Below are 24,014 nucleotides of genomic sequence, written 5' to 3'. Positions count from 1 at the left end.
AGGTATTTGTATCCTTCGCTTTTTTTTAATAGTTGCTGTTAGTGCCTGCCATAGTTGAAACAGGAATAAGCCTATGCTACAGTAATAGTAAATGTTTTGACCAGAAAACTAATTTAGTCAAATGAAGGGTAGGCGGTCATAGTGGCACCTGATAGAAGAAGGATGATTATTGAAGCAGCAACCAAATCTTTTTCATTATTTGGATATAAAGCGACAACGATGGATCAGGTAGCAAAGCTTGCAAATGTTGGAAAAGGGACCATTTATACATTTTTTAAAAATAAAGAGGAACTATTTGAAGAAATTATCTCTACACTCGTGAAAGAAATGATAGCGGAAGCAGAGTCAGTGATCAAACCGGATATGCCTTTTACAGAGAACGTGCATCAAGCACTTTATCGAATCTTAGAATTTCGTTCCCAGCACCAGCTCATGATTAAACTTGTTCAAGAGGAAAAAGAAATGGGAACATTAGCTGTTTCCGAAAAGCTACAGCATGTGGAAAATGAGATTATTGCATATTTAAAACAAAAAATTGAAGCAGGGATTGCGAAAGGATCCATTCCACCAGCAGATTCGGAAATAGTAAGCTTTTTATTGTTAAAAATGTATATTGCCCTCGTATCAGATTGGGAGAAACATCATGAACCCCTAACCTCTAGGCAAATCGCTGATATTATGAAGGGATTTTTATTAAAGGAATGAAAAGAGGACATCTGCCGTCCTCTTCTTCCTTATTGTTTTTTTCTTAAGTTTTCTTGTGCCATTTTGACGAGCTCGCGCACCATGCTGCCGCCTAATCGGCCTCCTACTTTTCCTGCTTGTTCGGATGTTAGCTGGCCATTGTATCCCTTTTTGAGTGGAACTCCAACCTCTGTAGCCGCTTCAAACTTGGCATTCTCTGGACTTGAGGATTGAACAACCTTTGCTTTTAATTGATCCATTGCTTCTCGAGCTTCAGGAACGAGAATTTTATTTCTTCTGGCCATTTGACTCCCTCCTTTCCCTTATTATTTCCCTTTCTAAAAAATTCATTTGAGGAGCTGGATAAATGTTAAAGTATTCAGTATAATAGCATGTAATAAATAAGAAAAATTCAATGAAAAAGAGAGTAATTATCTAGGAAGTCTTAGCGAATCGGGGATGGTGAAAGCCCGGTATGGAATGGATAATGAAGCGCACTTTTGAGAAGCATGTCTGAATTTTAGTAGGGCGTGCCGGAGTATGCTCCGTTATAAAGTCAAGCTGGTTCATTTTGAACAATTAGAGTGGTACCGCGGGAATAACTAACTCTCGTCTCTTTTTAAAGAGGCGAGAGTTTTTGTTTTTAATTAACAAAAAGGAGGTCGGTGTGGATGTATTTTAAGAAAGAGCTCGCTGAGATTTTATTTGATGCGTTGGAGGGAGAAATTCCTGTTCAAGACTTGGAACGTCTGATTGAAAAACCAAAAAACAGTGAGCATGGGGATTTGGCGTTTCCATGTTTCACGTTGGCAAAAGTAAAGAAGAAAGCCCCGAGTCAGATTGCACAGGAATTAAGCGGAAAAATCCAATCGGATACATTTATAAAAGTTGAGGTTGTCGGTGCTTACTTGAATGTATTTTTAAATAAAAAGCTAGTGGCGGAGCAGGTTATTAATGAAATCATCGCTCAAAAAGGCGACTATGGATCACAGAAGGTTGGTCAGGGTGGAATTGTCACCATTGATATGTCTTCTCCCAATATCGCCAAGCCGTTTTCTATGGGGCATTTGCGCTCAACCGTAATCGGTAACTCCATTTCCCTTATTATGGAAAAATGCGGTTACAAGCCGATTAAAATCAATCATTTAGGAGACTGGGGTACTCAGTTTGGTAAATTGATTGCGGCTTATAAACGTTGGGGAGATGTAGAAAAGGTAAAACAGAACCCGATTAAGGAATTATTAGCGTTATATGTTAAATTCCACGAAGAGGCTGAGGGGAATCCAGTACTAGAGGATGAAGGACGCGCATGGTTTAAAAAGCTTGAAGAGGGAGATATAGAGGCGTTATCCCTATGGCAATGGTTTCGTGATGAATCGTTAAAGGAATTCTCTAGAATTTACGATTTAATGAATGTGACATTCGATTCTTATGCCGGTGAAGCCTTTTACAACGATAAAATGGACCGAGTCGTGAAAATATTGATGGAAAAACAGCTTTTAACGGAATCCGATCAGGCTCAGGTTGTTCTGCTTGAAGAGGAACAGCTTCCTCCATGTTTAATTAAAAAATCAGATGGAGCTACCCTTTATGCCACACGTGATTTGGCTGCGGCCCTTTACCGTAAGGAAAATTATCAATTTGTTCAATCATTATATGTGGTTGGGCATGAGCAAAGTCTTCACTTTAAACAGTTGATTGCGGTGCTAAAGAAGGCAGGCTTTGACTGGGCAGAGGAAATGGTTCATATTCCATTTGGAATGATGTTAAAGGATGGAAAGAAAATGTCCACGCGCAAAGGTAAGGTTGTCCTCCTTGAAGAGGTGTTAAAGGAATCCATCGCAATAGCGCGCAAAAATATCGAAGAAAAAAATCCAAATCTTGTTAACAAAGATGAGGTGGCGAAACAGGTAGGGGTTGGCGCAGTAATATTCCATGACTTAAAGAATAATCGGATGAATGATATTGAATTTTCTTTGGAAGAAATGCTCCGTTTCGAAGGAGAAACAGGACCTTATCTTCAATATACGTATGCCCGGGCTTGTTCCATTTTACGAAAAGGGAACTGGCAGGTAACATTAACAGAGAAGTATAAAGCTTCTTGGGAAAAGGAATGGAAGGTTGTAAGCATGTTAATGAATTTTTCCAATGTGGTTAACCGTGCTTGTGAAAATTACGACCCTTCTCAAGTGGCAAAATATATTGTTGACCTAGCACAAGCTTTCAATAAATATTATGCGGAAGTAAAAGTACTTGAAGAAAATGAGGAGCGCTATGCTCGTTTGGCACTTGTCTATTCCGTGACGGTAGTGATTAAAGAGGGCTTGCGATTATTAGGAATGGAAGCACCGGAGGAAATGTAATGCCTTTTGCTTAACCATTGGATGATTATGGTATAAAATAAAGCTGTAATTATGGTGAGGGGAGCGGGAACAAATGAGCGAATTATTGTACAAACATTTTGAGACAACAAGAAGTTATTTTCTTAAAAATGTGGAGGCTTTGGAAGAGAGTATAGTAGATGTCCAGCCTGAAGGATTTAATAATACTTTACATTGGCAAGTTGGTCACGTATTAACTGTGACGGAACAATTTATGTTTGGCTTTCCAAAAAAATCAGCTCACTTACCTGAAAATTATTTAGAGTTATTTGGGAATGGGACAAAACCAGCTGATTGGCAAGAGGACGTACCTTCTGTTCAAGTTTTGGTTGAACAGTTGAAGGATCAACTCAAGCGCTTTAAAGAAATTCCAGCAGAAAGTTTCCAAACTAAATTGAAAGCTCCGATCCTTGGTCAAGAAACTTTTGGGGAACTTGCAAACTTTTCTATCTTCCATGAAGCCATGCATTTAGGGCAAATTCAATCTATGAAGCGCCTAATTCAAGGAATGCAGGCAAAATAAATGAAAAAGACGTTTCTACTTATTGTAGAAGCGTTTTTTATTCTATTTGTAAATGATTTGGCCTATAATTGAATTTTTCTGATATACATCCTTTGGTATAATAGGGCTAGTATTATGAATAGGAGCGTTTATCATGAGTCTTTATTTTGCATCCTGTAAGGCACCTTTTGGAAACATATGGGTGATTGCGGATGAAAAAGGTATTAGCAGAATCGAACTGTTTGAAGAGGATTGGGTTCAATTTTTGGAAAAAAATCCAGATATACAAGAGGGTTCAAAATGTTGTAATGAAGCCGTCCGTCAATTGGACGAATACTTTTGCGGAAAGCGGAAAGAATTTGATTTGCCCCTTTCAATAGAAGGAACGGCTTTTCGTAAACAAGTCTGGAAAGCACTTCAACAGATTCCCTATGGAGAAGTGAGAAGCTATTCAGAAGTGGCTGAAATGATTGGGAATCCCAAAGCAGTACGAGCTGTCGGGCAGGCGAATCGGTCAAATCAAATTCCCATCATTATCCCGTGTCATCGTGTCATAGGGAAAAATGGTCATTTAGTCGGATATGCCGGTAGTAACACACCCATTAAAAAATTACTTTTGGAGATAGAAGGTTACCTTCCTTTTAATAAATAAAGTAAAAAGTTTGTAAAAATCTAGTAAGAAACGTACATTTTATTAGGATTTGAGCAATCAGTACAGTATTTAAAAGATCGTGGTTCATTCATATAAGGAGGTTATGAACAACCTTTTCGTCCGCCCCTTGTTCTAACGCTCTTATAGTGGTACACGGTGAGATAAAAGCCTGGGAGATACTATTTAACAGTTATCCCTAGGTTTTTTTGTGTCATTTTTTCAAAGGAGTGAGGGAAATGAATTTTCATTGGATGAAGGTGTTTTTTGCTGCATTTTTCGAGGTATTTTGGGTAATTGGTTTAAAACATGCTGATGATATCTGGACATGGTCAGGGACAGTTGTTTCGATTCTAATTAGTTTTTACGCACTAATAGCTGCTGGGAATAAGCTTCCGGTTGGAACGGTTTATGCCGTTTTTGTTGGTCTAGGAACAGCTGGAACCGTCATTTCTGAAATTCTCTTTTTCGGAGAACCGTTTGATATAATAAAAATTCTATTAATTATGGTTCTACTAGTTGGAGTCATCGGATTGAAGTTCGTGACGAAAGAACATAACGAGAAAGGAGCGAACTCATAATGGCGTGGATTTCATTAGTTATCGCAGGTTTATGTGAAATGTTTGGTGTGGCGATGATTAATAAAGTAAATAGGGAGCGAAATTGGAAATCCTATCTATTATTATTAGCGGGTTTTGGTGGGAGCTTCCTATTTCTTGCCTATGCAATGAAGGATTTGCCGATGGGAACGGCTTATGCCATTTGGACTGGAATCGGAGCGTCTGGCGGAGCCATTCTAGGAATGTTGTTTTACGGAGAATCAAAGGATTGGAAGCGAGTGATCTTTATTGGGATGGTATTAGGGGCCGCAATTGGATTAAAGCTTGCGTCCTAAATGAAAGCTTATTATTAAGTAATTTATTTGTTCGTGTGATGGAATGTTTAAAATTGATTGATAAAACCTTTTATTGAAAACATATTCTAAATGAATAGCCTCCATTGGTTAGATTTAATCTAACCAATGGAGGCTATTTTTCTTAATCTGTGTTTTTTCGTGTTTTTTTGAATAAAAAATAAATAGCTCCAAGAACAACTGCGGCGATAATGATAGGCATTACATATGGCTTGGCATATTCTTTAATATGGGACCAGTTGCTACCTAACACATTTCCTAAGTAAAGGAAAAGAATCGTCCAAGGAATAACCGCCGCAATAGTATAGATGGTAAATTTCCACGCTGACATTTTGGCAATGCCTGCTGGGATAGAAATGGCGTGTCTAACGACTGGAATAAACCTTGCCGAAAAAATGACGCCTGCTCCGTATTTTTCAAACCAATGTTCGGCAATATCAATATGTTTCTTTTTTATTAGGACATATTTTCCGTACTTTTCTAAAAATGGGCGACCACCGTAATACCCTGCCCAATATAAGAAGAGTTGAGCTAGTGTTCCACCAACAGTACCAGCGATAACGGCTCCAACCCAGCCGATTTGTCCTTGAGAGATCATAAATCCCCCATATCCTAAAACGATTTCACTTGGGATAATCTCAATCATAAGCCCTAATGCGATTCCTAAATAACCCATTTGCATTAAAAATTCTAGTACAGTATAAATAAACTCTTTCATAATACACCTTCATTTATGTAAATATCTTAATCTATCTTATAATAGTTTGTTTTATAAAGAAATATATATAGCCTTTTTTCTAGAACCTTTTTTAAGGAAATAAAGGCAGCGGCTATGCCAGCTTTAAGTTAAGAATTTATTGAGTTTTCTGATGAAAACATATATGAGCGATGATGATATCGGATGCTGTACACAAGTCCCATGGCAAACATATTTCCCATGAGTGAGCTGCCTCCATAGCTGATGAATGGCAGAGGAATACCGGTAATCGGCAGTACTTGTATAGTCATGCCAATATTTTGAAACACATGGAATGTGATCATGCTGATGATGCCGGTACATACATACGTATTAAAATGATCGTTCGTATCTAATGAGATCTTAATCAAATGATAAATTAGTAAAAAGTATAGGCTGATGACTACACTGCCGCCAATAAAGCCGTATTCCTCGCCAATTACACTAAAAATGAAATCGGTATGGGCTTCGGGAATATATACTTCACCGTTTTTAAAACCCTTCCCTGATATGAGCCCAGAGCCAATCGCACTCAATGATTTCATTAAATGGTAGCTAGATCCTGAGCTATAGGTTACAGGGTCGATCCAAGAATATATACGATAGAATTGATAGGTTTGAACATGAAGATACTTCTCAAGAATCTCCGGTTTATTTAATACTAGATAAAAGATGACTGCAACGAGTGATGCGCCTGCTCCGTATAGACTAACAATAATTTTCCATGAAATTCCTGAAACGAGGATAAGCCCGGATAAAATAGAAATGATGACTAAGGCCGTTCCAAGATCTTCCCGAATGATTAATCCTAGTGGTACGGCGGTTACTAATCCTAACTTGAGTAATAAAAGAAAATCAGTTCTTAATGTTTTTTCGATAACTTTTTCTTGATGGGATACGGTTAACCGACTTAATGCTAATATCAAAAAGATTTTCACAAACTCCGATGGTTGAATCGTCCCAATACCGGGAATGACAAACCAGTTTTTGGACCCATTTCTTTCGGGTGCGATACTTTCAGGTGCAAGTGCAAGGGTAACTAATAAGAAAATACCAAATCCATATAATATCCAGGCAAGCTTTTTATATTGATAGCTATCGATAAAAATAGTAATAGATATAATTACAGCACCGACGATGTACCAGAATACCTGCATGATAACAAAATTTTTGTCGCCATATTGTCCAGTGGCTTGAGCACTGTAAATGGCTACACAACTAATTAGAAAAAAAAGAAATAATAAAAGTGTTAATGTCCAATCAAATCGATCCGTTTTTATATAGTTATTCATCGACCACACCCGATTTTTTACCTTCATGATAATTTTAGATTAGCAAATATTGGTTTATCCTACAAACTTTAAGGGAAATAATAACAGGCTCTACTTTACATAACGATTATTATCAACAAAAGGTTTCAACATTACATGAGATGGTTTATAAATAACGTGGCAATTCCAAAATAGGTTAATAATGAAAAAATATCATTTAAGGTTGTGATTAACGGTCCTGAAGCAACGGCTGGGTCAATTTTTAAACGGTAGAGAATGATTGGGATGATCGTTCCGGCTAATGTACCAATTATCAATGTAAAAAACAGTGAACTGCCAACAACAAATCCTAAAATCATACTTCCTTGCCAAATATAGGCGATAATGGAGATGAGAATGGCACACGTAAGACCAATCGAAATTCCAACGCCAAGTTCACGGGCGATTAATCGAAAGATGACTTTTTTATTAATATTATTATAGCTAAGCCCCCTAACTACCACTGCAAGGGATTGGGTTCCGGTATTCCCAGTCATTCCGGCTATCATCGGCATAAAAAACGTGAGAGCCACGACCTGCTCTAAAGTACTCTCAAAACTTGAAATAATTCTGCCAGAGATAACACCGATAAATAAGAGTAAAATAAGCCAGGGCAGTCTTCTTGCAGCTGCAACTAGTGTTTTTGTATCAAAATCAATCGATTTCCCTGTTGCTGAAAGTTTTTCAATATCTTCATTCGCCTCTTGAATTACGACATCAAGGACGTCATCGACAGTAATAATCCCTACTAAAACATGATTTTCATCCACAACTGGTACGGAGATAAAGTCATACCGCTCAACGGTTTTTGCGACTTCCTCCTGGTCTGTGTTTACCGTAACATAGATTACACGCTCATACATAATATCATTGATTTTCTCGTCCGGCTCAGCAAGGAGCAAATCACGGTAAGAGACAACCCCGGCAAGTTTCCGGTCTTCATCGATGACATATAAGTAGTTTAAGGATTCTGCGAATTCAGCAAAACTTTTTAGCTTATCGACCGCTTCACGAACCGTATAATAATTTCGGATCCAAACAAAGCGGTTGGTCATGATTCTTCCTGCTGTTTCCGGAGGATATCTTAAAATGCCTTTTACCGCACTTGATTCCTCCGCTTTCATCTCTGATAAAAGGGAGTCTATTTTTTCGGGGGATAGTTTATGGAGTAAGGTAGCTAAATCGTCATTATCCATAAGGTCAAGAACCTTGGTCGCTTTCTCTATGCCAAGTATGTTTAATAAATCAAGTTGCTCGTCTTTATCCAACTCTTCCATTAGGTCAGCAAGAAGATCGTATTTTAAATTTAAGAGAAATCGCCCTTTGTATTTTTCCGGCAATTCCTTATAAATTTCGGCAACATCATAGGGCTGGAGTTCGTCTAGAATGGTTTCTAATTCGCTTTTATTATTTTCTAATAAGGTTTCTATAATAGATTTCCTAATTTCTTCTTGCGTCATATTTTTGATCATATTAGCACTCCACTCCTTCCCAAGCATATTAATATTGTTTTTTATCAAATCATAAAATGAAAATGATTGTATACAGAAATATAGTCCATAGTAGTATATGTCATTATGGAAAAATATCAAAAGGAAGAAAAATGACAATTTTATCATTCAAAAAATTCATTTGTAAAAGAAATGAAATAAGCTATTTTACCTATTTTTTGATAAAATGAGAACGTATTGGCTTTTCTTGTGTTTCCAGTTTTATGGAAAGGTTTTTGTGCATAGTAACAATGTATGTGATCGGAGGAGTTTGGCGTTGAAAAGGCATCATCAAGACATACGGGATCTTATATATGTTCATTTAAATCAAACAGATCAGTATGTAATTTCTTGTGGAATTGAATTTACTGAATTTGTTGCTGTTTTTTCTGATTCATTAAATCACCTACTACTTTTAAAGCATGGATTTGATGATGCTGAATTTAATATGCATACATTGCTTGAATACTGTCCGGAAGACCAAATAAGCAAATTGGCAGCAGAGAATGTTTATAGTTATGGTGACTTTTGTTGGATTGATTTTCTTGAAGAAGATGTGTTAAATGAACTATCAGGACAGGAAATGGCAGAATTATTGTATTTAGCCCACCATAAACATCATTTAAAGATACCTTTTTATAATAAACTTGGCAACCGTTTTGTTTATTTAGCTCATGATGATGGCTGGTTTAATAAAATTTATTATCGAAGTTTTAAAGATTTCTTTCTCCTGCTAAGCGAAGTGATCTCTTCAAAGTTAGGGGATTTGAAACCGGAGAAGTCATTACTCGGTCTACGAAAAAAACGAAATTATACACCGGTGAACAAGGAGATTCTTCTTTCACTAACACCATTTATCAAAGAGGGTATTTGTATTTCATTAAGAGATGCAGATGTGCAGCGTACTCGCATTGAGATTCCAATATGGGTAATAGGCGACTTTGATAATATGGACGACATGTATGAAGAATACCTACAGATGGCTCATGAATCATACCATGCCAAAATCATTTTTGATAAAAAAACAAAAGAATGGAAGTTAAATGTTGTTTAAATCTCTCCAAAAAGGAGAGATTTATTTTCTGAGGTAGGTCTATTTACATAAAAAAGGAATATAACAAAATTCGTTTATGATTGTTTTCAGGCAAGCTGTACGATTCATAAACTAAATAGAAAAAATTTATGAAATAGAGATGCTGAATTTCCTTTCCTGACAAGTAAAGTGATAAAATAAAACGTGAATGAGAAGATGGAGGTTTTCCTATGAAAACAAAACTTGGTTTGTTATATGGCGGAAAATCCGCTGAACATAAAGTGTCATTACAGACAGCTCTTGCTGTTATTAAAGCATTAGACCTTGAAAAATTTGAAATACATCCGATTTATATAAATATTGAAGGTCAATGGATTAAAGGGCCGCAACTGACAGGTCCTGTAGAAACAGTGAAAGAACTTGAATTTTCCGCTGGTACATCCTTATCACCTGTCTCATTGGCACCGACATTATTCCAAGCGTCAAAAGAAGAAGCTCCCTTGGAAGTTATTTTTCCGCTGCTTCACGGGCCAAACGGGGAGGATGGAACGGTACAAGGACTGTTGGAATTAATGAATCTTCCTTATGTTGGGAATGGAGTGCTAGCTTCGGCTGCGGGAATGGATAAGGTAATCATGAAAAATATTTTTGCGCAAGCTGGTCTTGCACAAGTAAAATATGTTTCATTTATTAAAAGTGAATGGGAAAAAGCGAAGGAGGAAGCTTGTTCGAAGGTGGAAACCGAGCTCGGTTATCCTTGCTTTGTGAAACCAGCCAATCTTGGTTCTAGTGTTGGAATTAGTAAATGTCGTAATCGGGCAGAATTGGAAGAGGCAGTTGTTGAAGCTTTTCAATTTGACCGGAAAATCATTATTGAAGAGGGAGTTAATGCTCGTGAAATTGAAGTTGGCCTCTTAGGAAATGATGAGCCTGAATGTTCAATAGCTGGTGAAATTGTACCGAAAAAGGATTTCTATGATTATAAAGCAAAGTATGAAGATGGTGATACAGCACTCATTATTCCTGCTGATATTACGGAGGAAGAATATCAGCAAATTAAAGAAATGGCGATTCGTGCATTTAAAGCACTAGATTGCTCCGGATTGGTACGGGCTGATTTCTTCTTAACTAAGGATGGCAAAGTATTAATTAATGAAGTCAATACAATGCCAGGATTTACCCCGTTCAGCATGTTCCCATTATTATGGAAGCATTCAGGAGTAGAATATCCACAATTAATTGAACGATTAGTTCAGCTTGCTCAGGAACGTCATGCTGAAAAGCAACAAATCAAACATACATTTTAATGAAACGTTTCGGTAATTGTGAAATAAAATTGGCAAACAATATATCTAATATTGACACGGCTCACTTTGCCGTGTCCGTTTTATATATATCAGATAAGGAGGGGAACTTGACATGATTAAACGTTCCTTGAAGCAAATTGCAGAAATGATTACAGTAAGAAATGATTTCAAATCAGTGGAAGACGTTATGATTAATGGAGTCACGATTGATTCGCGTAAAATTGAGCCGGGGAATTTATTCGTTCCATTGCGCGGAGAGCATGTTGATGGACATGATTATGTGGAGGAATCAATCCGTAAAGGAGCAGCTGCTGCTCTTTGGCAAAAGGATGTACCAAATCCACCGCTTCATTTGCCGATCTTAATTGTCGATGACTGTCTCAAAGCCCTCCAGGAATTGGCACGTCAATATCGAAAGGAATTGCCTGTTAAAGTGGTTGGCATTACAGGTAGCAATGGAAAAACAACCACAAAAGATATAACTGCTGGATTGCTATCTTTACAATATAAAGTGCAAAAAACGGAAGGGAATTTTAATAATCATATAGGTCTTCCTTTAACCGTACTCGGATTAGAAGAGGATACAGAAATTGCTGTTCTAGAAATGGGGATGAGTGGTAGAGGGGAAATTGAATTCCTCACAAAACTTGCCTGCCCTGATGTGGTTATTATTACAAATATTGGAGAATCTCACCTGTTGGATCTAGGCTCGAGAGAAAGCATTGCGGAAGCAAAATTGGAAATTTTACAGGGATTAAAAGAGGATGGTTTAGCTATCTTGCATGGTGATGAGCCGTTATTAATGGAAAGAATCCAGATGTTCAAAGGGAAAATACAACTAAAAACCTTTGGTCGAAGTGAGTCAAATGATTTATATCCAACACAAATTACTCAGCTTGAAAATGGCAACAGTTTTACAATTAATGCAACAGATACAGTGTTTCAGCTTCCTATTTTGGGAACACACAATATTTTAAATGCTCTTGCTGCCATGTTGGCTGCCCGTTATTTTTCCATTTCCTTTGAAAAAATGAATGAGGGTTTCCGTTCCATGAAGCTAACTAACATGCGAATGGAGTTAGTGGAAGGCAGTCAGGGAGAGAAAATTATTAATGATGCTTACAATGCTAGTCCAACTTCAATGATGGCAGCTATTGAATTGGTGGCAAACTTGCATGGTTATACCAAGAAAATTCTAGTCCTCGGTGACATGCTTGAGTTGGGGCCAGAAGAAGAGGAATATCATCATCAAATCGGATTAAGGTTAGATCGGGATAAAATCGACCTTCTCTTTACTTATGGAAATCTAGGAAAACATATAGCCAATGGGGCAAAATCCGTTTTAGGGAAGCAGCGAATTTTTGCATTTACAGATAAAGAGGCTTTAATTAAAGAACTAAAACAGCATATTACTCCTAGCACTTTAATCCTTGTAAAAGCTTCTCGTGGTATGAAATTAGAGGAAGTTGTTAAAGGTTTACAAAAATAATTGGTGGTAAGTAATACAAATTTGGTTCCATTTGATGTGGTGATAAGGGATGATTAGCTGCATAAATGTATGGATTAAAGGGTAGTTTGTACCCATTAGTTTTATTGCATAATATTTTTATTAATGGTATGATTATCACCAATATGTCTAAAAGGTAGTTATAAAAAGGCATACTCCTTTGGAGAATGTCTTTTTTTTGGTAAAATAAAGAGGTCATTTGATGCGTTTCGGAAGAATAGATTCAGCATTAGCAATAAAAAATATTGTCAAATAGATGAAGGAGAATGAAAAACATTGACAAGGTTTGAAGATTTAGGCATTAGCCAAGCAACATTAAAAGCTGTCCTCCGTATGGGTTTTGAGGAAGCGACCCCTATCCAGGCGGAAACGATCCCATTGAGCCTACAAAATAAAGACGTGATCGGGCAGGCTCAAACAGGAACCGGAAAAACAGCAGCCTTCGGAATTCCGTTGGTTGAAAAAATAGATACAAGTTTAGAAGCTATACAAGGAATTATTATTGCACCAACAAGGGAGCTTGCTATTCAAGTTTCAGAAGAGCTTTACAAAATTGGTGCGGGGAAACGTGTGCGAGTATTGCCAATTTATGGTGGTCAGGATATTGGAAGGCAAATTCGTTCCTTAAAAAAATCTCCACACATCATTGTTGGTACACCAGGTCGGATTCTTGACCATATAAAAAGAAGAACCATTCGTTTAGATCAGATAAAGACCGTTATTCTTGATGAAGCCGATGAAATGTTGAACATGGGCTTTATTGATGATATTGAAACCATTCTTGCAGGAATTCCGGAAGAACGACAAACATTGTTGTTCTCCGCAACTATGCCGGCTCCGATTCAACGAATTGCAGAAAAATTTATGAAGGATCCTCAAATTGTCCGAGTGAAAGCGAAAGAGATGACGGTCCCTTCTATTGAACAGTATTATTTAGAGATTCAGGAAAAAAACAAATTTGATGTACTAACAAGACTTCTTGATATACAATCACCAGATTTGGCGATTGTTTTTGGACGGACAAAACGCCGTGTGGATGAATTATCAGAAGCATTGAACTTAAGAGGATATACCGCGGAAGGAATCCATGGTGATTTAAGTCAGGCCAAGCGTTTATCTGTTCTTCGGAAGTTTAAGGAAGGATCTATCGATGTTCTTGTCGCAACTGACGTGGCCGCACGCGGATTGGATATTTCCGGAGTTACTCATGTATATAATTTTGACATACCACAAGATCCGGAAAGCTATGTTCACCGAATCGGCCGAACTGGCCGCGCTGGAAAAACAGGTGTAGCAATGACATTTGTAACACCGCGCGAAAAGCCATATTTGTTTGTTGTTGAACGAACAACTAAACGGAAAATGGAAAGAATGAAGCCGCCAACTCTTGACGAGGCGTTAGAAGGTCAGCAACGGGCTGTAGTGGATAAAATTTTGCAAACGATTGATTCAAACAATCTGCAATATTACAAAGCGGCAGCGGAAGAGTTGTTAGAAACTAATGATGCAACGACCGTTGTAGCAGCTGTATTGAAGATGCTGACTAAGGAGCCTGATACAACTCCAGTTAAGCTAACGGAAGAAGCGCCGCTTCCTGTTAAGAAGGAAAGAAAGTCATTCGACCGCGATCGCCGCAGAAGAGATGATTTTCGTGGATATAACTCCGGAGATCGCAGAAAAAAAGCATCAATGAAAACACGAGGAGAAAGAAGACCTAGCACGAAGCAGAAATCAAAAAGCTATAACCATTAATTCTATTTAAAAAGCATGGACTTTTGGGTCTATGCTTTTTTGTTTTGAGATAAGAAAAAGGTTCTAACTATAATATATTTCTACCGTTAGAACCTTAATGGTGAGAGACCTTCTTATTTCTTCCTACGATCAGTCAATATTGAAATATCTCCGGCTCTTCGTGTATCTTTTACCTCGAGTTAGAGTATGTAATAAGGTAGTTTATTATAGTAAAAGCATCGCATTGACCGAAAGTGGCCGTTTTTTTTAGGTGATTAACCGCTGACACCAGACCCGGAGACATTGAATATGAAATAAAGATGGAGAAGCTCATTCATTTGATAGCTCCTTGCTCTTTATTTTTTTGAAAGGGCGCCAAGCAGGAATCCGCCAAGTAGACCAAATATATGAGCGGTAATATTAATGTTAGGCTCTACAAATGTCATAACTAAACTAATGACAGCTAGGGTAATAATGATTTGTGAGTTTTGCTTGGAAAGAATATTTTTTCGAAAAACAATTATGGCGATATAGTAGCCGAATAGACCAAAGATTGCTCCGCTTGAACCAACATGGGTGTAGGTCAATGGTTCGATAAAAAGGGTGGCGATATTGGCGATCAGCCCTGAAACAAGGTATACTAGCAAAAATCTACTGCCACCAAGCATTCTCTCAAGTCCTGGGCCAAATAATATTAAGGAAAAACTATTAAATAGTACATGAGAAAATCCGCTATGCATAAAAATGGGTGTAATAAGTCGCCAATATTCTCCATTTATTATATAAAGGTTAACACCTGAAAAGTTTTCAATAAACCATAAGTTGGGGAATATTGGTAAAATGGTAAACAGGTATAAGGCGATATGTATACCTACTATGATAGAAACAATCGGGTAAAATCGAATAAATTCGCGAAAGCTTTCCGTTCTTGTAAACATTGATTAACCTCCTCTCACTAACTATCATAGACTTTATTTCTACCTTGTACACTATTATGCAATTAGAAAAATAAATAGAAGGAAGGATACGATGATTAAAGGAATCGGCATTGATATTATTGAACTATCTCGGATTGAAGCTCTAATAAATAGACAAAAGAAATTTGTTGACCGGATTTTAACTGTTAGTGAAAAGGCAAGATATGAAGAGTTACAAGACAGAAGAAAGATCGAGTTTTTAGCGGGAAGGTTTGCAGCCAAAGAGGCCTTTTCTAAAGCGATAGGCACCGGGATTGGGAGAGAGTTGTCGTTCTTGGACATAGAAATCTCGAACGATCAGGCTGGAAAACCGATTATTGCTAAACCAGCTATACGGGCGCATTTGTCTATTTCCCATAGCCGAGATTATGCCGTCGCCCAAGTAATAATTGAAGAGGAATGAAATTTTTAAAAATAAAACAGCTTGGGCATATTCCTAATCCTTGTCTCATATATTCGTAGGGAAAATGGGAGAGACAAGGTCAGCTACGGTTATTTTGAAAAACAAATGACTTGAAATTCAAGGAATTTGTTTTGAACCCTGCCTGAACCCTGCTTTTCTCTTCTCTACATGGAAATGAAATGAGACAAGAAGGGGCTGAAGGAATGAAGAAAAAGTTGTTGCTGCTGATGACAGGGCTGATGGCCATCTTTTTACTTGCAGCATGCGGTTCCAAGTCACAAGATGATGTGGTCAAGGAGTTAAACGGAAAACTCGAGGACTTATCTAGCTATAAGATGAAGGCAAAAATGACGTTGAGAATGGGTACTGATTCACAAACGTATGATGTAGAAATCTGGCATATGGATCCTTCTTACTATCGTGTGAATTTAAAGAACGCTGAAAAAGATCAAAGCCAAATGATATTAAGAAATAAAGAAGGGGTGTTTGTACTGACACCCGCACTTAAAAAGAGCTTTCGTTTCCAAAGTGATTGGCCTACCAATAGCAGCCAAGCGTATTTATACGAATCATTAATTAAAGATATTGTTGCAGATAAAGGGGCCAAGTTCTCTGCAACAAAAGAACATTATGTGTTTGAAACAAAAACACGCTATCAAAACAATAGTATGCTCCCAGTGCAGGAAATTAAATTAAATAAAAAGGATTTGACACCTGCTTCCGTTAAAGTAATGGATTCAGATGGGAATGCTCTTGTCACTGTAAAGTTTGAAAAGGTTACATTTAATGCCAGCTTTGACAAGGACGATTTTGATATGAAGAAAAACATGACTCGCGCTGACCTCGATATGCCAGCTATGGCAGACGAAAAAGATCCATCCTTTACGGTTAAATATCCTACTTATGAAATTCAGGGTACAAAGCTAACGGGAGAAAAGAAAATGACAATCGAAGACGGTAAGCGGGTTGTTCTCACTTATGAAGGAAAAGAAAAATCCTATACTCTTGTTCAAGAAAAAGTAAAAGTAAAAGAGGCATCCACATATCCAACTTATGTTGAGGGAGACCTCGTTGATTTAGGGATTACCATTGGAGCAGTAACAGATAACTCTCTCACTTGGACATATAATGGAGTAGACTATATGATTGCTTCGAATAACCTAACAAAAGAAGAAATGATTGAAGTAGCGAAATCTGTTCAAGGAGAAGCAGTGAAGTAGACTCTTTTCATAGCAGGCTCTTAAGGGGCCTGTTATTTTTTTATGGTATAATAAATAACAAATAATTTGGGGAAGTGGAAGTCAGATGGAAGAAGTGGAATGCTTTTATAGAGATACATGGGTGGAAGTGGATCTGGAACGAATTACAGAAAATATACGATCCATTCAGAGTCTTCTCCCTCAAGGCGTGGATATGATTGCGGTGGTAAAGGCAAATGCCTATGGACATGGTGATATCCAAGTGGCAAAAACAGCATTAGAAGCAGGGGCTACCTATTTGGCAGTTGCCTTTTTAGATGAAGCAATAGCTCTAAGAAATAATGGGATCAACGCTCCAATTCTTGTATTAGGCGCTAGCCGTCCTCAAGACTGTCAAATCGCGGCAAGGAATCATATTACCTTAACTGTTTTTCAAAAAGAATGGCTCGAGGAAGCAAAAAATTATTTAAAATCTGAAGACAGAATGAAAGTTCATTTGAAAATAGATACTGGTATGGGAAGAATCGGTGTACGAACGAGCGAGGAAATATGTGGGATTGAGAAAATAATTGCCGATGATGAACGGTTTGAGCTTGAAGGCGTTTTTACCCATTTTGCCACAGCAGATGAATTGGACATCACTTATTTTGAAGAGCAATTGGTGAAATTTGAAAAGCTGGTTGCCTCTCTTGCTAAAAAGCCAAAGTATATTCATTCAAGTAATAGCGCCGCATCGATACGGTTTCCAAGAGCTTATTTTAATGCCGTTCGAGTTGGGATTGCCATGTACGGTTTAACCCCTTCGTTAGAAATGGAAAAAGAAATTCCTTTTCCGTTAAAGGAAGCTTTCTCATTAAAGTCGAAGCTTATTCATGTAAAAAAACTGCAAAAGGGAGATAAAGTGAGCTATGGCGCCACTTATGTGAGTGAAGGAGAAGAATGGATTGGAACAATACCAATTGGGTATGCTGATGGGTGGATTCGAAAACTTCAGGGGCAGGAAGTGCTTGTCAATGGAATTCGCTCACCGATTGTAGGAAGAATCTGTATGGATCAATGTATGGTTCGCCTTCCATATCATGTTCCGGTTGGCACGGAGGTAACTTTAATTGGTAGACAAAAAGAAGAAGTGATTTCTGTAAATGAAATTGCAGCCAAGCTTGATACTATTAATTATGAAGTAACTTGTATCATTTCTAAACGTGTCCCCCGATTTTATAAAAAAGGTGGAAAAATTGTCGAAGTAAAAAACTATCTTCTTTAAGTACTTTTAGTTATAGTTTATTTAAAAGAAATCCTACTTATGATTTTACTAATGATTTGTGCATAAAAGGTTGTTTTATTGGCTTATAATACAATAGGAAATATATTTAGTCTATGCATGGTAATCGTTTAATGGTATTATAAACTATGGTATAGATAAATGGAGACTCGCCAAATGTTAAATCCCTTTGGACGGTTTATGTGGCGACGCTGCAAAAAATGCCAATCGGTAATCAATCTTAATTGGCGATAAATTGGTGTGTAGTGATGGTGGAGGTGTATGTTTGTGGCTGAATCCAGCGCAACTACGGAAATCTTGGTAAAATTACCGCAACATCTATTAACTGAATTAGATGGGTTTGTTAAGCAAGAAAATGTAAACCGAAGTGAGTTTATCTACCAGGCAACAAAAATGTATTTGCGCGAACGAAAAAAGAGACAAATTCGCGAATCCATGAGACGTGGGTACATGGAAATGGCAAAAATTAATCTTCGAATTGCGTCAGAAGCATTTCAAGCAGAATATGAGGCAGAGCATACAGTTGAACGACTTGTAAGTGGAGGATAATCCCTTGATTGTCAAGCGTGGTGACGTATATTTCGCGGACCTATCCCCAGTTGTTGGTTCTGAACAAGGCGGAGTCCGTCCTGTACTTGTCATCCAAAACGACATCGGGAATCGGTTTAGTCCCACAGTTATTGTTGCAGCGATTACAGCTCAAATTCAAAAAGCGAAGCTTCCTACTCATGTTGAAATTGATGCGAAGCGCTACGGATTTGAACGAGATTCGGTCATTCTGTTGGAGCAGATTCGTACAATTGATAAGCAGCGGTTAACCGATAAAATTACCCATCTCGATGACGAAATGATGGAGAAAGTGGATGAAGCCTTGCAAGTAAGCTTAGGTCTCATCGATTTTTAGTCATAAAACACGCTCTTTTGTAACAAAGGGCGTGTTTTCGTACATAATGCTGTGCCCATACCTTCATACTGCTTAAGCAAGCTATAAAAAGCTTGCTTTTTTATTTTATTGAGAAAAAATGGCGACTTTAAGAACTGTCTAGCTCCAGCCCCCTAGCAGCAAGACGCTTTCGAACTCCACCTTAAGATAAGTCAACATCGATTCGCCTTTTGACTCATTGTATATCCTTTATCTCAGTTGGAGACCTCCATGTCATACGCCGCAAAACAGGGGGCTTTCGCTTTTCTTATGAAACTCCTTATGTTATTTGATACAATAAGAAAAAATGGACAGGAGGAAGACTTTGGTGACTGAAACCGTTTTAAAAGAGGAACAACTATTAGGGAAGGTTGCTGGTGAACTGGCAATTTCCATTAAACAGGTTAAAAATGTAATTTCTTTATTAAATGAAGGAAATACAGTTCCATTCATTGCCCGTTATCGAAAAGAAATGACCGGTGCGTTGGATGAGGTGCAAATTAGGAATATTCTAGAACGTTGGCAATATATCCAGAATCTTGAACAAAGGAAAGAAGAAGTTCTCCGCATGATTGCTGAACAAGGAAAACTTACGGAAGAGCTTCAACATAGCATTCAAAAGGCTGAAAAACTTCAAGAAGTGGAAGACTTATATCGTCCATATAAACAAAAAAGACGCACTAAGGCAACCATTGCTAAAGAAAAAGGACTTGAGCCGCTAGCCGATTGGATGCTTACTTTTTCTAATCAAAGTGTTGAAGAAAAAGCAAAAGAATACTTATCGGTGGAAAAAGAGGTACTTACAATTGAAGAGGCAATAGCCGGTGCACAGGATATTATTGCCGAAAGGGTGTCGGATGATGCGGAAAGCCGGAAATGGATTCGCCGCGAAACCTTTAAATCTGGTATTGTTGTCTCTGCTGTAAAAGATAAAGAAAAAGACGAAAAAAATGTATATGAAATGTATTATGAGTACGAGGAACCAGTCAATAAAATTGTACCCCATCGTATACTCGCTTTAAATCGTGGCGAAAAGGAAGAGATTCTAAAGGTATCAGTTAAAATCAACGCGGATATCATTATGGATAAATTGTCTAAAAAATGGGTCAAAAACTTGCATTCGCCCGCAGCCGAATTTGTGATGGAAGCTATAGAGGATAGTTACAAACGTTTAATTCAACCTTCCATTGAACGAGAAATTCGTAGTGAATTAACCGATAAAGCGGAAGAGCAGGCAATACATATTTTTTCAGAAAATCTCCGAAATTTATTATTGCAACCACCGTTAAAAGGCAAGATGGTATTAGGGGTAGACCCGGCCTATCGGACAGGATGTAAACTAGCAGCTGTGGATGAAACAGGAAAGGTATTAAAAATTGATGTCATTTACCCACATCCGCCTGTTTCAAAAACAAAGGAAGCGAAAGAAAAGCTCACTAACATCCTTCGTGAATTCAAAATAGAAGTGGTCGCAATCGGAAACGGGACAGCCTCAAGGGAAACAGAGCAGTTTGTTGCCGATGTTTTAAAAGAAGTGGATCAAGAAATTTTTTATTTAATTGTAAATGAAGCCGGTGCAAGTGTATACTCCGCTTCGGATCTTGCGAGAGAAGAGTTTCCGGATCTCCAAGTTGAGGAACGGAGTGCAGTCTCGATTGCCCGTCGTCTGCAGGATCCGCTTGCTGAATTAGTAAAAATTGACCCAAAATCGGTAGGAGTAGGTCAATACCAGCATGATGTGTCACAAAAACGGCTTTCTGAGTCACTAAATTTTGTCGTCGAAACCGCAGTAAACCAAGTAGGGGTAAATGTAAACACTGCATCCACATCCTTGCTTCAGTATGTAGCTGGTCTAAATAAAACCACTGCAAATAATATTGTTAAAATGCGTGACGAAAATGGAAAGTTTACTAGTCGTGCCCAATTAAAGAAAGTACCGCGTCTAGGTGCCAAAACATATGAACAGGCCATTGGTTTCTTACGTGTACTAGATGGAGAACAGCCGCTAGATCGTACGGGTATTCACCCGGAAAACTATCATGAAGTAGAAAAATTATTGCAAAATCTAGGGTTCTCTACAGCTGATTTAGGAACCGAAGAATTGAAGTCCGCCTTAAGCAAATTAGATCTTAAATCGGTTTCAAATGAACTTTCCATTGGTGAGTTAACATTAAAGGATATCGTTGATGCCCTTGTTAGACCAGAAAGGGACCCGCGCGATGACCTTCCTCGGCCACTGCTGAAAAAAGATGTACTTAAACTTGAAGATTTAAAACCTGGTATGGAACTACAAGGTACAGTTAGAAATGTGGTAGACTTTGGAGCATTTGTTGATATTGGAGTAAAACAAGACGGTCTCGTGCATATATCGAAATTAAGTGATCGTTTTGTAAAGCATCCATTAGATATTGTTTCCGTAGGGGATGTTGTAACTGTTTGGGTGGATTCAGTCGACATGAAAAAAGGACGTGTAGCACTAACCATGCTGCAGCCGTCATAAATAGTTTAAGGATTGTTTTCAAAAGGATAAACACTGCTTTTAGATGACCTAAGGCTACAGCGTTAATTGGACTTAAGGCCATAAGCCAATTCGTTAAGAGGGATCAATAGGAAGAGTCCTTCTTATCGGCGTGTCTTATGGCGTTCGTCTTAAAATAAAGTGCTAAGGTTATTTAAGAGCAGTGTTTTTTTCTGTAAAAAAACCAGCATTGGTTTAACAGTTTAATTTGGTAACGGTTTTTTTCATAGAAAGCTCTTTTCATTTGGTTTTGAAACCAAGTAGGCATAGTTAAACCTCCCGAAAAGTAAATTCCTCCTAAGGGTATAAACAATATATGCTATAATAGGTTGTCACGTTCGAATGAAAGCGAGTGGGGTAAAAATGTTGGATTCAGAACTTCAATTAATGGTTGAAAAAATCTCCATTGATTCATTCGGAAAACCATTTAGACATAAAGCAATGTTTAATCCTCGATTACGTACAACTGGCGGCCGTTATATTTTGGAGACACATAATATTGAAATTAATAAAAAGTACTTAGAGCAACTTGGTGAAGAAGAATTAGTTGGGATTATTAAACATGAACTTGTTCACTATCATCTTCACCTTGAGGGGAAAGGGTATCAGCATCGTGATCGAGATTTTAAACTATTATTAAAAAAAGTTGGAGCACCGAGATATTGCAATCAGTTACCTAATGAAAAAAGAAAGCCATTAATGAAAAAGGTTCTTCTTTATAAATGTACGCAATGCCATTTACCCTATTATAGAAAAAGAAGAATTGACACAAACCGCTATGTTTGCGGAAAGTGTAAGGGAAAACTAGAAAAGGTAAAGGAATTGTTTATGAAATAATTGATTTACTAATTCCAAAATTTTTTCTTTAAAATTAATGTTGACATTAGATTGTCTCGTCATTATAATTTAAAGAGTCGACAGGGAGATGACCTGTTGGAAGATAGTAAATGATGTTATTCACAGTAATCTATGAATGCTAATTATTCCGCAGTAGCTCAGTGGTAGAGCTATCGGCTGTTAACCGATCGGTCGTAGGTTCGAATCCTGCCTGCGGAGCCATATTGGGGAAGTACTCAAGTGGCTGAAGAGGCGCCCCTGCTAAGGGTGTAGGTCGCGCAAGCGGCGCGAGGGTTCAAATCCCTCCTTCTCCGCCATAAATTCTTATATCTGGCCCCTTGGTCAAGTGGTTAAGACACCGCCCTTTCACGGCGGTAACACGGGTTCGAATCCCGTAGGGGTCATCAGGAATGGAAAATGAGTATTAGGCTTATTTTCTGTTTCTTTCTTTGGTCTGGTAGTTCAGTTGGTTAGAATGCCTGCCTGTCACGCAGGAGGTCGCGGGTTCGAGTCCCGTCCAGACCGCCATTTATAGGTAAATATTTTTGTTGGGCTATAGCCAAGCGGTAAGGCAACGGACTTTGACTCCGTGATTCGCTGGTTCGAATCCAGCTAGCCCAGCCATTAATTTTGCGGGTGTGGCGGAATTGGCAGACGCACCAGACTTAGGATCTGGCGCCGTAAGGCGTGGGGGTTCGACTCCCTTCACCCGCACCAATAAATTCTAGTTGAAAAAACTAGATTTCGTGTTATAATAGTTTTTGTCTCTAATTCTTAACGCGGTCGTGGCGGAATGGCAGACGCGCTAGGTTGAGGGCCTAGTGGTGGCAACACCGTGGAGGTTCAAGTCCTCTCGGCCGCACCAAAAAAATGTATTGACATAACGATTAGGTTATGATATAATACAAAAGTCGTTTTTCACAGAGCGCCCGTAGCTCAATTGGATAGAGCGTCTGACTACGGATCAGAAGGTTATGGGTTCGACTCCTGTCGGGCGCGCCATATAAATATATAATTCCGGGAAGTAGCTCAGCTTGGTAGAGCACTTGGTTTGGGACCAAGGGGTCGCAGGTTCGAATCCTGTCTTCCCGACCACTATAAAATGTATTTGCGGGTGTAGTTTAATGGTAAAACCACAGCCTTCCAAGCTGTTGTCGTGGGTTCGATTCCCATCACCCGCTCCACAAATGTTATTGTTCTTTGAAAACTAAACAACCAAAAACGTCAATAATCACAACATTCGTTTCAATCGAAACGAAGCCAACGTTAATTTTATGAGCTAATCAACTTTTTTGGAGAGTTTGATCCTGGCTCAGGACGAACGCTGGCGGCGTGCCTAATACATGCAAGTCGAGCGGACCAATAGAAGCTTGCTTCTGTTGGTTAGCGGCGGACGGGTGAGTAACACGTGGGCAACCTGCCTGTAAGACTGGGATAACTTCGGGAAACCGGAGCTAATACCGGATAATTCATCCCCTCGCATGAGGGGATGCTGAAAGTCGGTTTACGCTGACACTTACAGATGGGCCCGCGGCGCATTAGCTAGTTGGTGAGGTAATGGCTCACCAAGGCGACGATGCGTAGCCGACCTGAGAGGGTGATCGGCCACACTGGGACTGAGACACGGCCCAGA

23 protein-coding genes, 10 tRNA genes, 1 rRNA gene and 1 other annotated feature are annotated in these 24,014 nt (G+C 38.4%); of the genes, 28 read left to right on the top strand and 6 right to left on the bottom strand.

All coding sequences use genetic code 11. From position 1 onward, the window contains the following. Positions 1-141: 141 nt before the first annotated feature. Positions 142-705, top strand: coding sequence for a TetR/AcrR family transcriptional regulator (locus G4Z05_RS10060; RefSeq protein ID WP_163251823.1), 564 nt, complete (start codon positions 142-144; stop codon positions 703-705). Positions 706-734: 29 nt separating this feature from the next. Here G4Z05_RS10060 and G4Z05_RS10055 read toward each other — a convergent pair whose 3' ends face one another. Continuing rightward, a complete protein-coding gene (locus tag G4Z05_RS10055; protein WP_163251822.1) occupies positions 735-989 on the bottom strand; it encodes an alpha/beta-type small acid-soluble spore protein in 255 nt (84 codons plus the stop codon). A gap of 101 nt (positions 990-1,090) precedes the next feature. Next, positions 1,091-1,304, top strand: a binding site (T-box leader). A gap of 51 nt (positions 1,305-1,355) precedes the next feature. On the opposite strand from G4Z05_RS10055, the gene argS reads away from it, so the two are divergent. The 5 genes from argS to G4Z05_RS10030 all read left to right on the top strand — a co-directional run bounded on the left by argS (position 1,356) and on the right by G4Z05_RS10030 (position 5,111). Next, entirely contained in the window at positions 1,356-3,047 is a 1,692-nt protein-coding gene (gene argS, locus G4Z05_RS10050) for an arginine--tRNA ligase (protein WP_163251821.1), read from the top strand. Between the two features lie 73 nt (positions 3,048-3,120). Further along, positions 3,121-3,588 carry a DinB family protein gene (locus G4Z05_RS10045; protein WP_163251820.1) on the top strand — a complete coding sequence of 156 codons (468 nt, stop codon included), beginning with the start codon at positions 3,121-3,123 and terminating at the stop codon, positions 3,586-3,588. A gap of 133 nt (positions 3,589-3,721) precedes the next feature. Next, positions 3,722-4,219 (top strand): methylated-DNA--[protein]-cysteine S-methyltransferase, encoded by a 498-nt coding sequence (locus tag G4Z05_RS10040; RefSeq protein WP_163251819.1) that lies wholly within the window; start codon positions 3,722-3,724, stop codon positions 4,217-4,219. Positions 4,220-4,455: 236 nt separating this feature from the next. Next, positions 4,456-4,797 (top strand): DMT family transporter, encoded by a 342-nt coding sequence (locus G4Z05_RS10035; protein ID WP_163251818.1) that lies wholly within the window; start codon positions 4,456-4,458, stop codon positions 4,795-4,797. Beyond that, positions 4,797-5,111, top strand: coding sequence for a DMT family transporter (locus tag G4Z05_RS10030; RefSeq protein WP_163251817.1), 315 nt, complete (start codon positions 4,797-4,799; stop codon positions 5,109-5,111). The genes G4Z05_RS10035 and G4Z05_RS10030 overlap by 1 nt, the downstream gene beginning before the upstream one ends. 142 nt (positions 5,112-5,253) lie before the next feature. On the opposite strand, the gene uptA is transcribed toward G4Z05_RS10030, so the two are convergent. The 3 genes from uptA to mgtE form a co-directional block, all read right to left on the bottom strand. Further along, a complete protein-coding gene (gene uptA / locus G4Z05_RS10025) occupies positions 5,254-5,847 on the bottom strand; it encodes an undecaprenyl phosphate transporter UptA (protein ID WP_163251816.1) in 594 nt (197 codons plus the stop codon). Between the two features lie 128 nt (positions 5,848-5,975). Then, positions 5,976-7,157, bottom strand: a complete 1,182-nt coding sequence (locus G4Z05_RS10020) for an FtsW/RodA/SpoVE family cell cycle protein (protein ID WP_163251815.1) — start codon at positions 7,155-7,157, stop codon at positions 5,976-5,978. Between the two features lie 131 nt (positions 7,158-7,288). Further along, positions 7,289-8,647, bottom strand: a complete 1,359-nt coding sequence (gene mgtE, locus G4Z05_RS10015) for a magnesium transporter (RefSeq protein ID WP_240465361.1) — start codon at positions 8,645-8,647, stop codon at positions 7,289-7,291. 295 nt (positions 8,648-8,942) lie between these two features. Here mgtE and G4Z05_RS10010 point away from each other — a divergent pair, with 295 nt between their 5' ends. From G4Z05_RS10010 to cshA, 4 genes are all read left to right on the top strand, one after another. Continuing rightward, the gene (locus G4Z05_RS10010; RefSeq protein WP_163251813.1) at positions 8,943-9,719 is read left to right on the top strand and encodes a hypothetical protein; all 777 of its coding nucleotides are present in this window, start codon (positions 8,943-8,945) and stop codon (positions 9,717-9,719) included. A 209-nt stretch (positions 9,720-9,928) separates the two neighbouring features. Next, positions 9,929-11,005, top strand: a complete 1,077-nt coding sequence (locus tag G4Z05_RS10005) for a D-alanine--D-alanine ligase (protein WP_163251812.1) — start codon at positions 9,929-9,931, stop codon at positions 11,003-11,005. 112 nt (positions 11,006-11,117) lie between these two features. Continuing rightward, complete coding sequence (locus G4Z05_RS10000; RefSeq protein ID WP_163251811.1) at positions 11,118-12,494, top strand: UDP-N-acetylmuramoyl-tripeptide--D-alanyl-D-alanine ligase; 1,377 nt, start codon at positions 11,118-11,120, stop codon at positions 12,492-12,494. Positions 12,495-12,788: 294 nt separating this feature from the next. After that, positions 12,789-14,264: a degradosome RNA helicase CshA gene (cshA, locus tag G4Z05_RS09995; protein ID WP_163251810.1), complete on the top strand. Its 1,476-nt coding sequence runs from the start codon at positions 12,789-12,791 to the stop codon at positions 14,262-14,264. Between the two features lie 335 nt (positions 14,265-14,599). Here the strand turns inward: cshA and G4Z05_RS09990 are convergent, their stop codons facing one another. Continuing rightward, positions 14,600-15,181 (bottom strand): rhomboid family intramembrane serine protease, encoded by a 582-nt coding sequence (locus tag G4Z05_RS09990; RefSeq protein WP_163251809.1) that lies wholly within the window; start codon positions 15,179-15,181, stop codon positions 14,600-14,602. A 91-nt stretch (positions 15,182-15,272) separates the two neighbouring features. Between G4Z05_RS09990 and acpS the strand changes: the two genes are divergently transcribed. The 6 genes from acpS to G4Z05_RS09960 all read left to right on the top strand — a co-directional run bounded on the left by acpS (position 15,273) and on the right by G4Z05_RS09960 (position 21,526). Beyond that, a complete protein-coding gene (acpS, locus tag G4Z05_RS09985) occupies positions 15,273-15,623 on the top strand; it encodes a holo-ACP synthase (RefSeq protein WP_163251808.1) in 351 nt (116 codons plus the stop codon). Positions 15,624-15,826: 203 nt separating this feature from the next. Continuing rightward, positions 15,827-16,843, top strand: coding sequence for a LolA family protein (locus G4Z05_RS09980; protein ID WP_163251807.1), 1,017 nt, complete (start codon positions 15,827-15,829; stop codon positions 16,841-16,843). Positions 16,844-16,928: 85 nt separating this feature from the next. After that, entirely contained in the window at positions 16,929-18,086 is a 1,158-nt protein-coding gene (gene alr / locus G4Z05_RS09975; RefSeq protein WP_163251806.1) for an alanine racemase, read from the top strand. A gap of 285 nt (positions 18,087-18,371) precedes the next feature. Then, on the top strand, positions 18,372-18,653 hold the full coding sequence (locus G4Z05_RS09970) for a CopG family ribbon-helix-helix protein (protein WP_038538759.1): 282 nt from the start codon (positions 18,372-18,374) through the stop codon (positions 18,651-18,653). A gap of 4 nt (positions 18,654-18,657) precedes the next feature. Continuing rightward, positions 18,658-19,008 (top strand): type II toxin-antitoxin system endoribonuclease NdoA, encoded by a 351-nt coding sequence (gene ndoA, locus G4Z05_RS09965; RefSeq protein WP_038538762.1) that lies wholly within the window; start codon positions 18,658-18,660, stop codon positions 19,006-19,008. Positions 19,009-19,333: 325 nt separating this feature from the next. Then, a complete protein-coding gene (locus G4Z05_RS09960) occupies positions 19,334-21,526 on the top strand; it encodes a Tex family protein (RefSeq protein ID WP_205597515.1) in 2,193 nt (730 codons plus the stop codon). Positions 21,527-21,698: 172 nt separating this feature from the next. On the opposite strand, the gene cmpA is transcribed toward G4Z05_RS09960, so the two are convergent. Further along, complete coding sequence (cmpA, locus tag G4Z05_RS09955) at positions 21,699-21,812, bottom strand: cortex morphogenetic protein CmpA (protein WP_127484595.1); 114 nt, start codon at positions 21,810-21,812, stop codon at positions 21,699-21,701. 95 nt (positions 21,813-21,907) lie between these two features. Between cmpA and G4Z05_RS09950 the strand changes: the two genes are divergently transcribed. From G4Z05_RS09950 to G4Z05_RS09895, 12 genes are all read left to right on the top strand, one after another. Next, positions 21,908-22,381, top strand: a complete 474-nt coding sequence (locus G4Z05_RS09950) for a SprT family protein (protein WP_163251866.1) — start codon at positions 21,908-21,910, stop codon at positions 22,379-22,381. A 147-nt stretch (positions 22,382-22,528) separates the two neighbouring features. Then, positions 22,529-22,603: transfer RNA gene (locus tag G4Z05_RS09945), tRNA-Asn, on the top strand. Between the two features lie 4 nt (positions 22,604-22,607). After that, a tRNA-Ser gene (locus G4Z05_RS09940) sits at positions 22,608-22,698 on the top strand. Positions 22,699-22,713: 15 nt separating this feature from the next. Beyond that, positions 22,714-22,785, top strand: a tRNA-Glu gene (locus tag G4Z05_RS09935). Between the two features lie 47 nt (positions 22,786-22,832). Further along, positions 22,833-22,909: transfer RNA gene (locus tag G4Z05_RS09930), tRNA-Asp, on the top strand. A 21-nt stretch (positions 22,910-22,930) separates the two neighbouring features. Continuing rightward, positions 22,931-23,005, top strand: a tRNA-Gln gene (locus G4Z05_RS09925). Positions 23,006-23,013: 8 nt separating this feature from the next. Then, a tRNA-Leu gene (locus G4Z05_RS09920) sits at positions 23,014-23,098 on the top strand. Between the two features lie 62 nt (positions 23,099-23,160). Beyond that, positions 23,161-23,246, top strand: a tRNA-Leu gene (locus G4Z05_RS09915). A 60-nt stretch (positions 23,247-23,306) separates the two neighbouring features. Next, a tRNA-Arg gene (locus G4Z05_RS09910) sits at positions 23,307-23,383 on the top strand. A 16-nt stretch (positions 23,384-23,399) separates the two neighbouring features. Beyond that, a tRNA-Pro gene (locus G4Z05_RS09905) sits at positions 23,400-23,476 on the top strand. Between the two features lie 15 nt (positions 23,477-23,491). Next, positions 23,492-23,565, top strand: a tRNA-Gly gene (locus G4Z05_RS09900). A 105-nt stretch (positions 23,566-23,670) separates the two neighbouring features. Then, positions 23,671-24,014 (top strand): 16S ribosomal RNA (locus tag G4Z05_RS09895); the annotation flags it as partial.

Origin of the sequence: Neobacillus thermocopriae (assembly GCF_010975035.1) — a bacterium.
Taxonomy (GTDB): Bacteria; Bacillota; Bacilli; order Bacillales; family Cytobacillaceae; genus Neobacillus; species Neobacillus thermocopriae.
The sequence above is the reverse complement of the archived record's forward strand: the minus strand, read 5'-3'. Positions and strand labels throughout refer to the sequence as shown.

Bases quoted from the DNA above. Each gene is read 5' to 3' on its own strand.
- G4Z05_RS10020 (WP_163251815.1), bottom strand. From the start codon at position 7,157: ATGAATAACTATATAAAAACGGATCGATTTGATTGGACATTAACACTT.
- uptA (WP_163251816.1), bottom strand. From the start codon at position 5,847: ATGAAAGAGTTTATTTATACTGTACTAGAATTTTTAATGCAAATGGGT.
- G4Z05_RS10035 (WP_163251818.1), top strand. From the start codon at position 4,456: ATGAATTTTCATTGGATGAAGGTGTTTTTTGCTGCATTTTTCGAGGTA.
- G4Z05_RS09980 (WP_163251807.1), top strand. From the start codon at position 15,827: ATGAAGAAAAAGTTGTTGCTGCTGATGACAGGGCTGATGGCCATCTTT.
- G4Z05_RS10055 (WP_163251822.1), bottom strand. From the start codon at position 989: ATGGCCAGAAGAAATAAAATTCTCGTTCCTGAAGCTCGAGAAGCAATG.
- G4Z05_RS09950 (WP_163251866.1), top strand. From the start codon at position 21,908: ATGTTGGATTCAGAACTTCAATTAATGGTTGAAAAAATCTCCATTGAT.
- mgtE (WP_240465361.1), bottom strand. From the start codon at position 8,647: ATGATCAAAAATATGACGCAAGAAGAAATTAGGAAATCTATTATAGAA.
- G4Z05_RS10000 (WP_163251811.1), top strand. From the start codon at position 11,118: ATGATTAAACGTTCCTTGAAGCAAATTGCAGAAATGATTACAGTAAGA.
- argS (WP_163251821.1), top strand. From the start codon at position 1,356: ATGTATTTTAAGAAAGAGCTCGCTGAGATTTTATTTGATGCGTTGGAG.
- G4Z05_RS09960 (WP_205597515.1), top strand. From the start codon at position 19,334: ATGGACAGGAGGAAGACTTTGGTGACTGAAACCGTTTTAAAAGAGGAA.
- alr (WP_163251806.1), top strand. From the start codon at position 16,929: ATGGAAGAAGTGGAATGCTTTTATAGAGATACATGGGTGGAAGTGGAT.
- G4Z05_RS10005 (WP_163251812.1), top strand. From the start codon at position 9,929: ATGAAAACAAAACTTGGTTTGTTATATGGCGGAAAATCCGCTGAACAT.
- G4Z05_RS10040 (WP_163251819.1), top strand. From the start codon at position 3,722: ATGAGTCTTTATTTTGCATCCTGTAAGGCACCTTTTGGAAACATATGG.
- G4Z05_RS10030 (WP_163251817.1), top strand. From the start codon at position 4,797: ATGGCGTGGATTTCATTAGTTATCGCAGGTTTATGTGAAATGTTTGGT.
- acpS (WP_163251808.1), top strand. From the start codon at position 15,273: ATGATTAAAGGAATCGGCATTGATATTATTGAACTATCTCGGATTGAA.
- G4Z05_RS10045 (WP_163251820.1), top strand. From the start codon at position 3,121: ATGAGCGAATTATTGTACAAACATTTTGAGACAACAAGAAGTTATTTT.
- cmpA (WP_127484595.1), bottom strand. From the start codon at position 21,812: ATGCCTACTTGGTTTCAAAACCAAATGAAAAGAGCTTTCTATGAAAAA.
- G4Z05_RS09990 (WP_163251809.1), bottom strand. From the start codon at position 15,181: ATGTTTACAAGAACGGAAAGCTTTCGCGAATTTATTCGATTTTACCCG.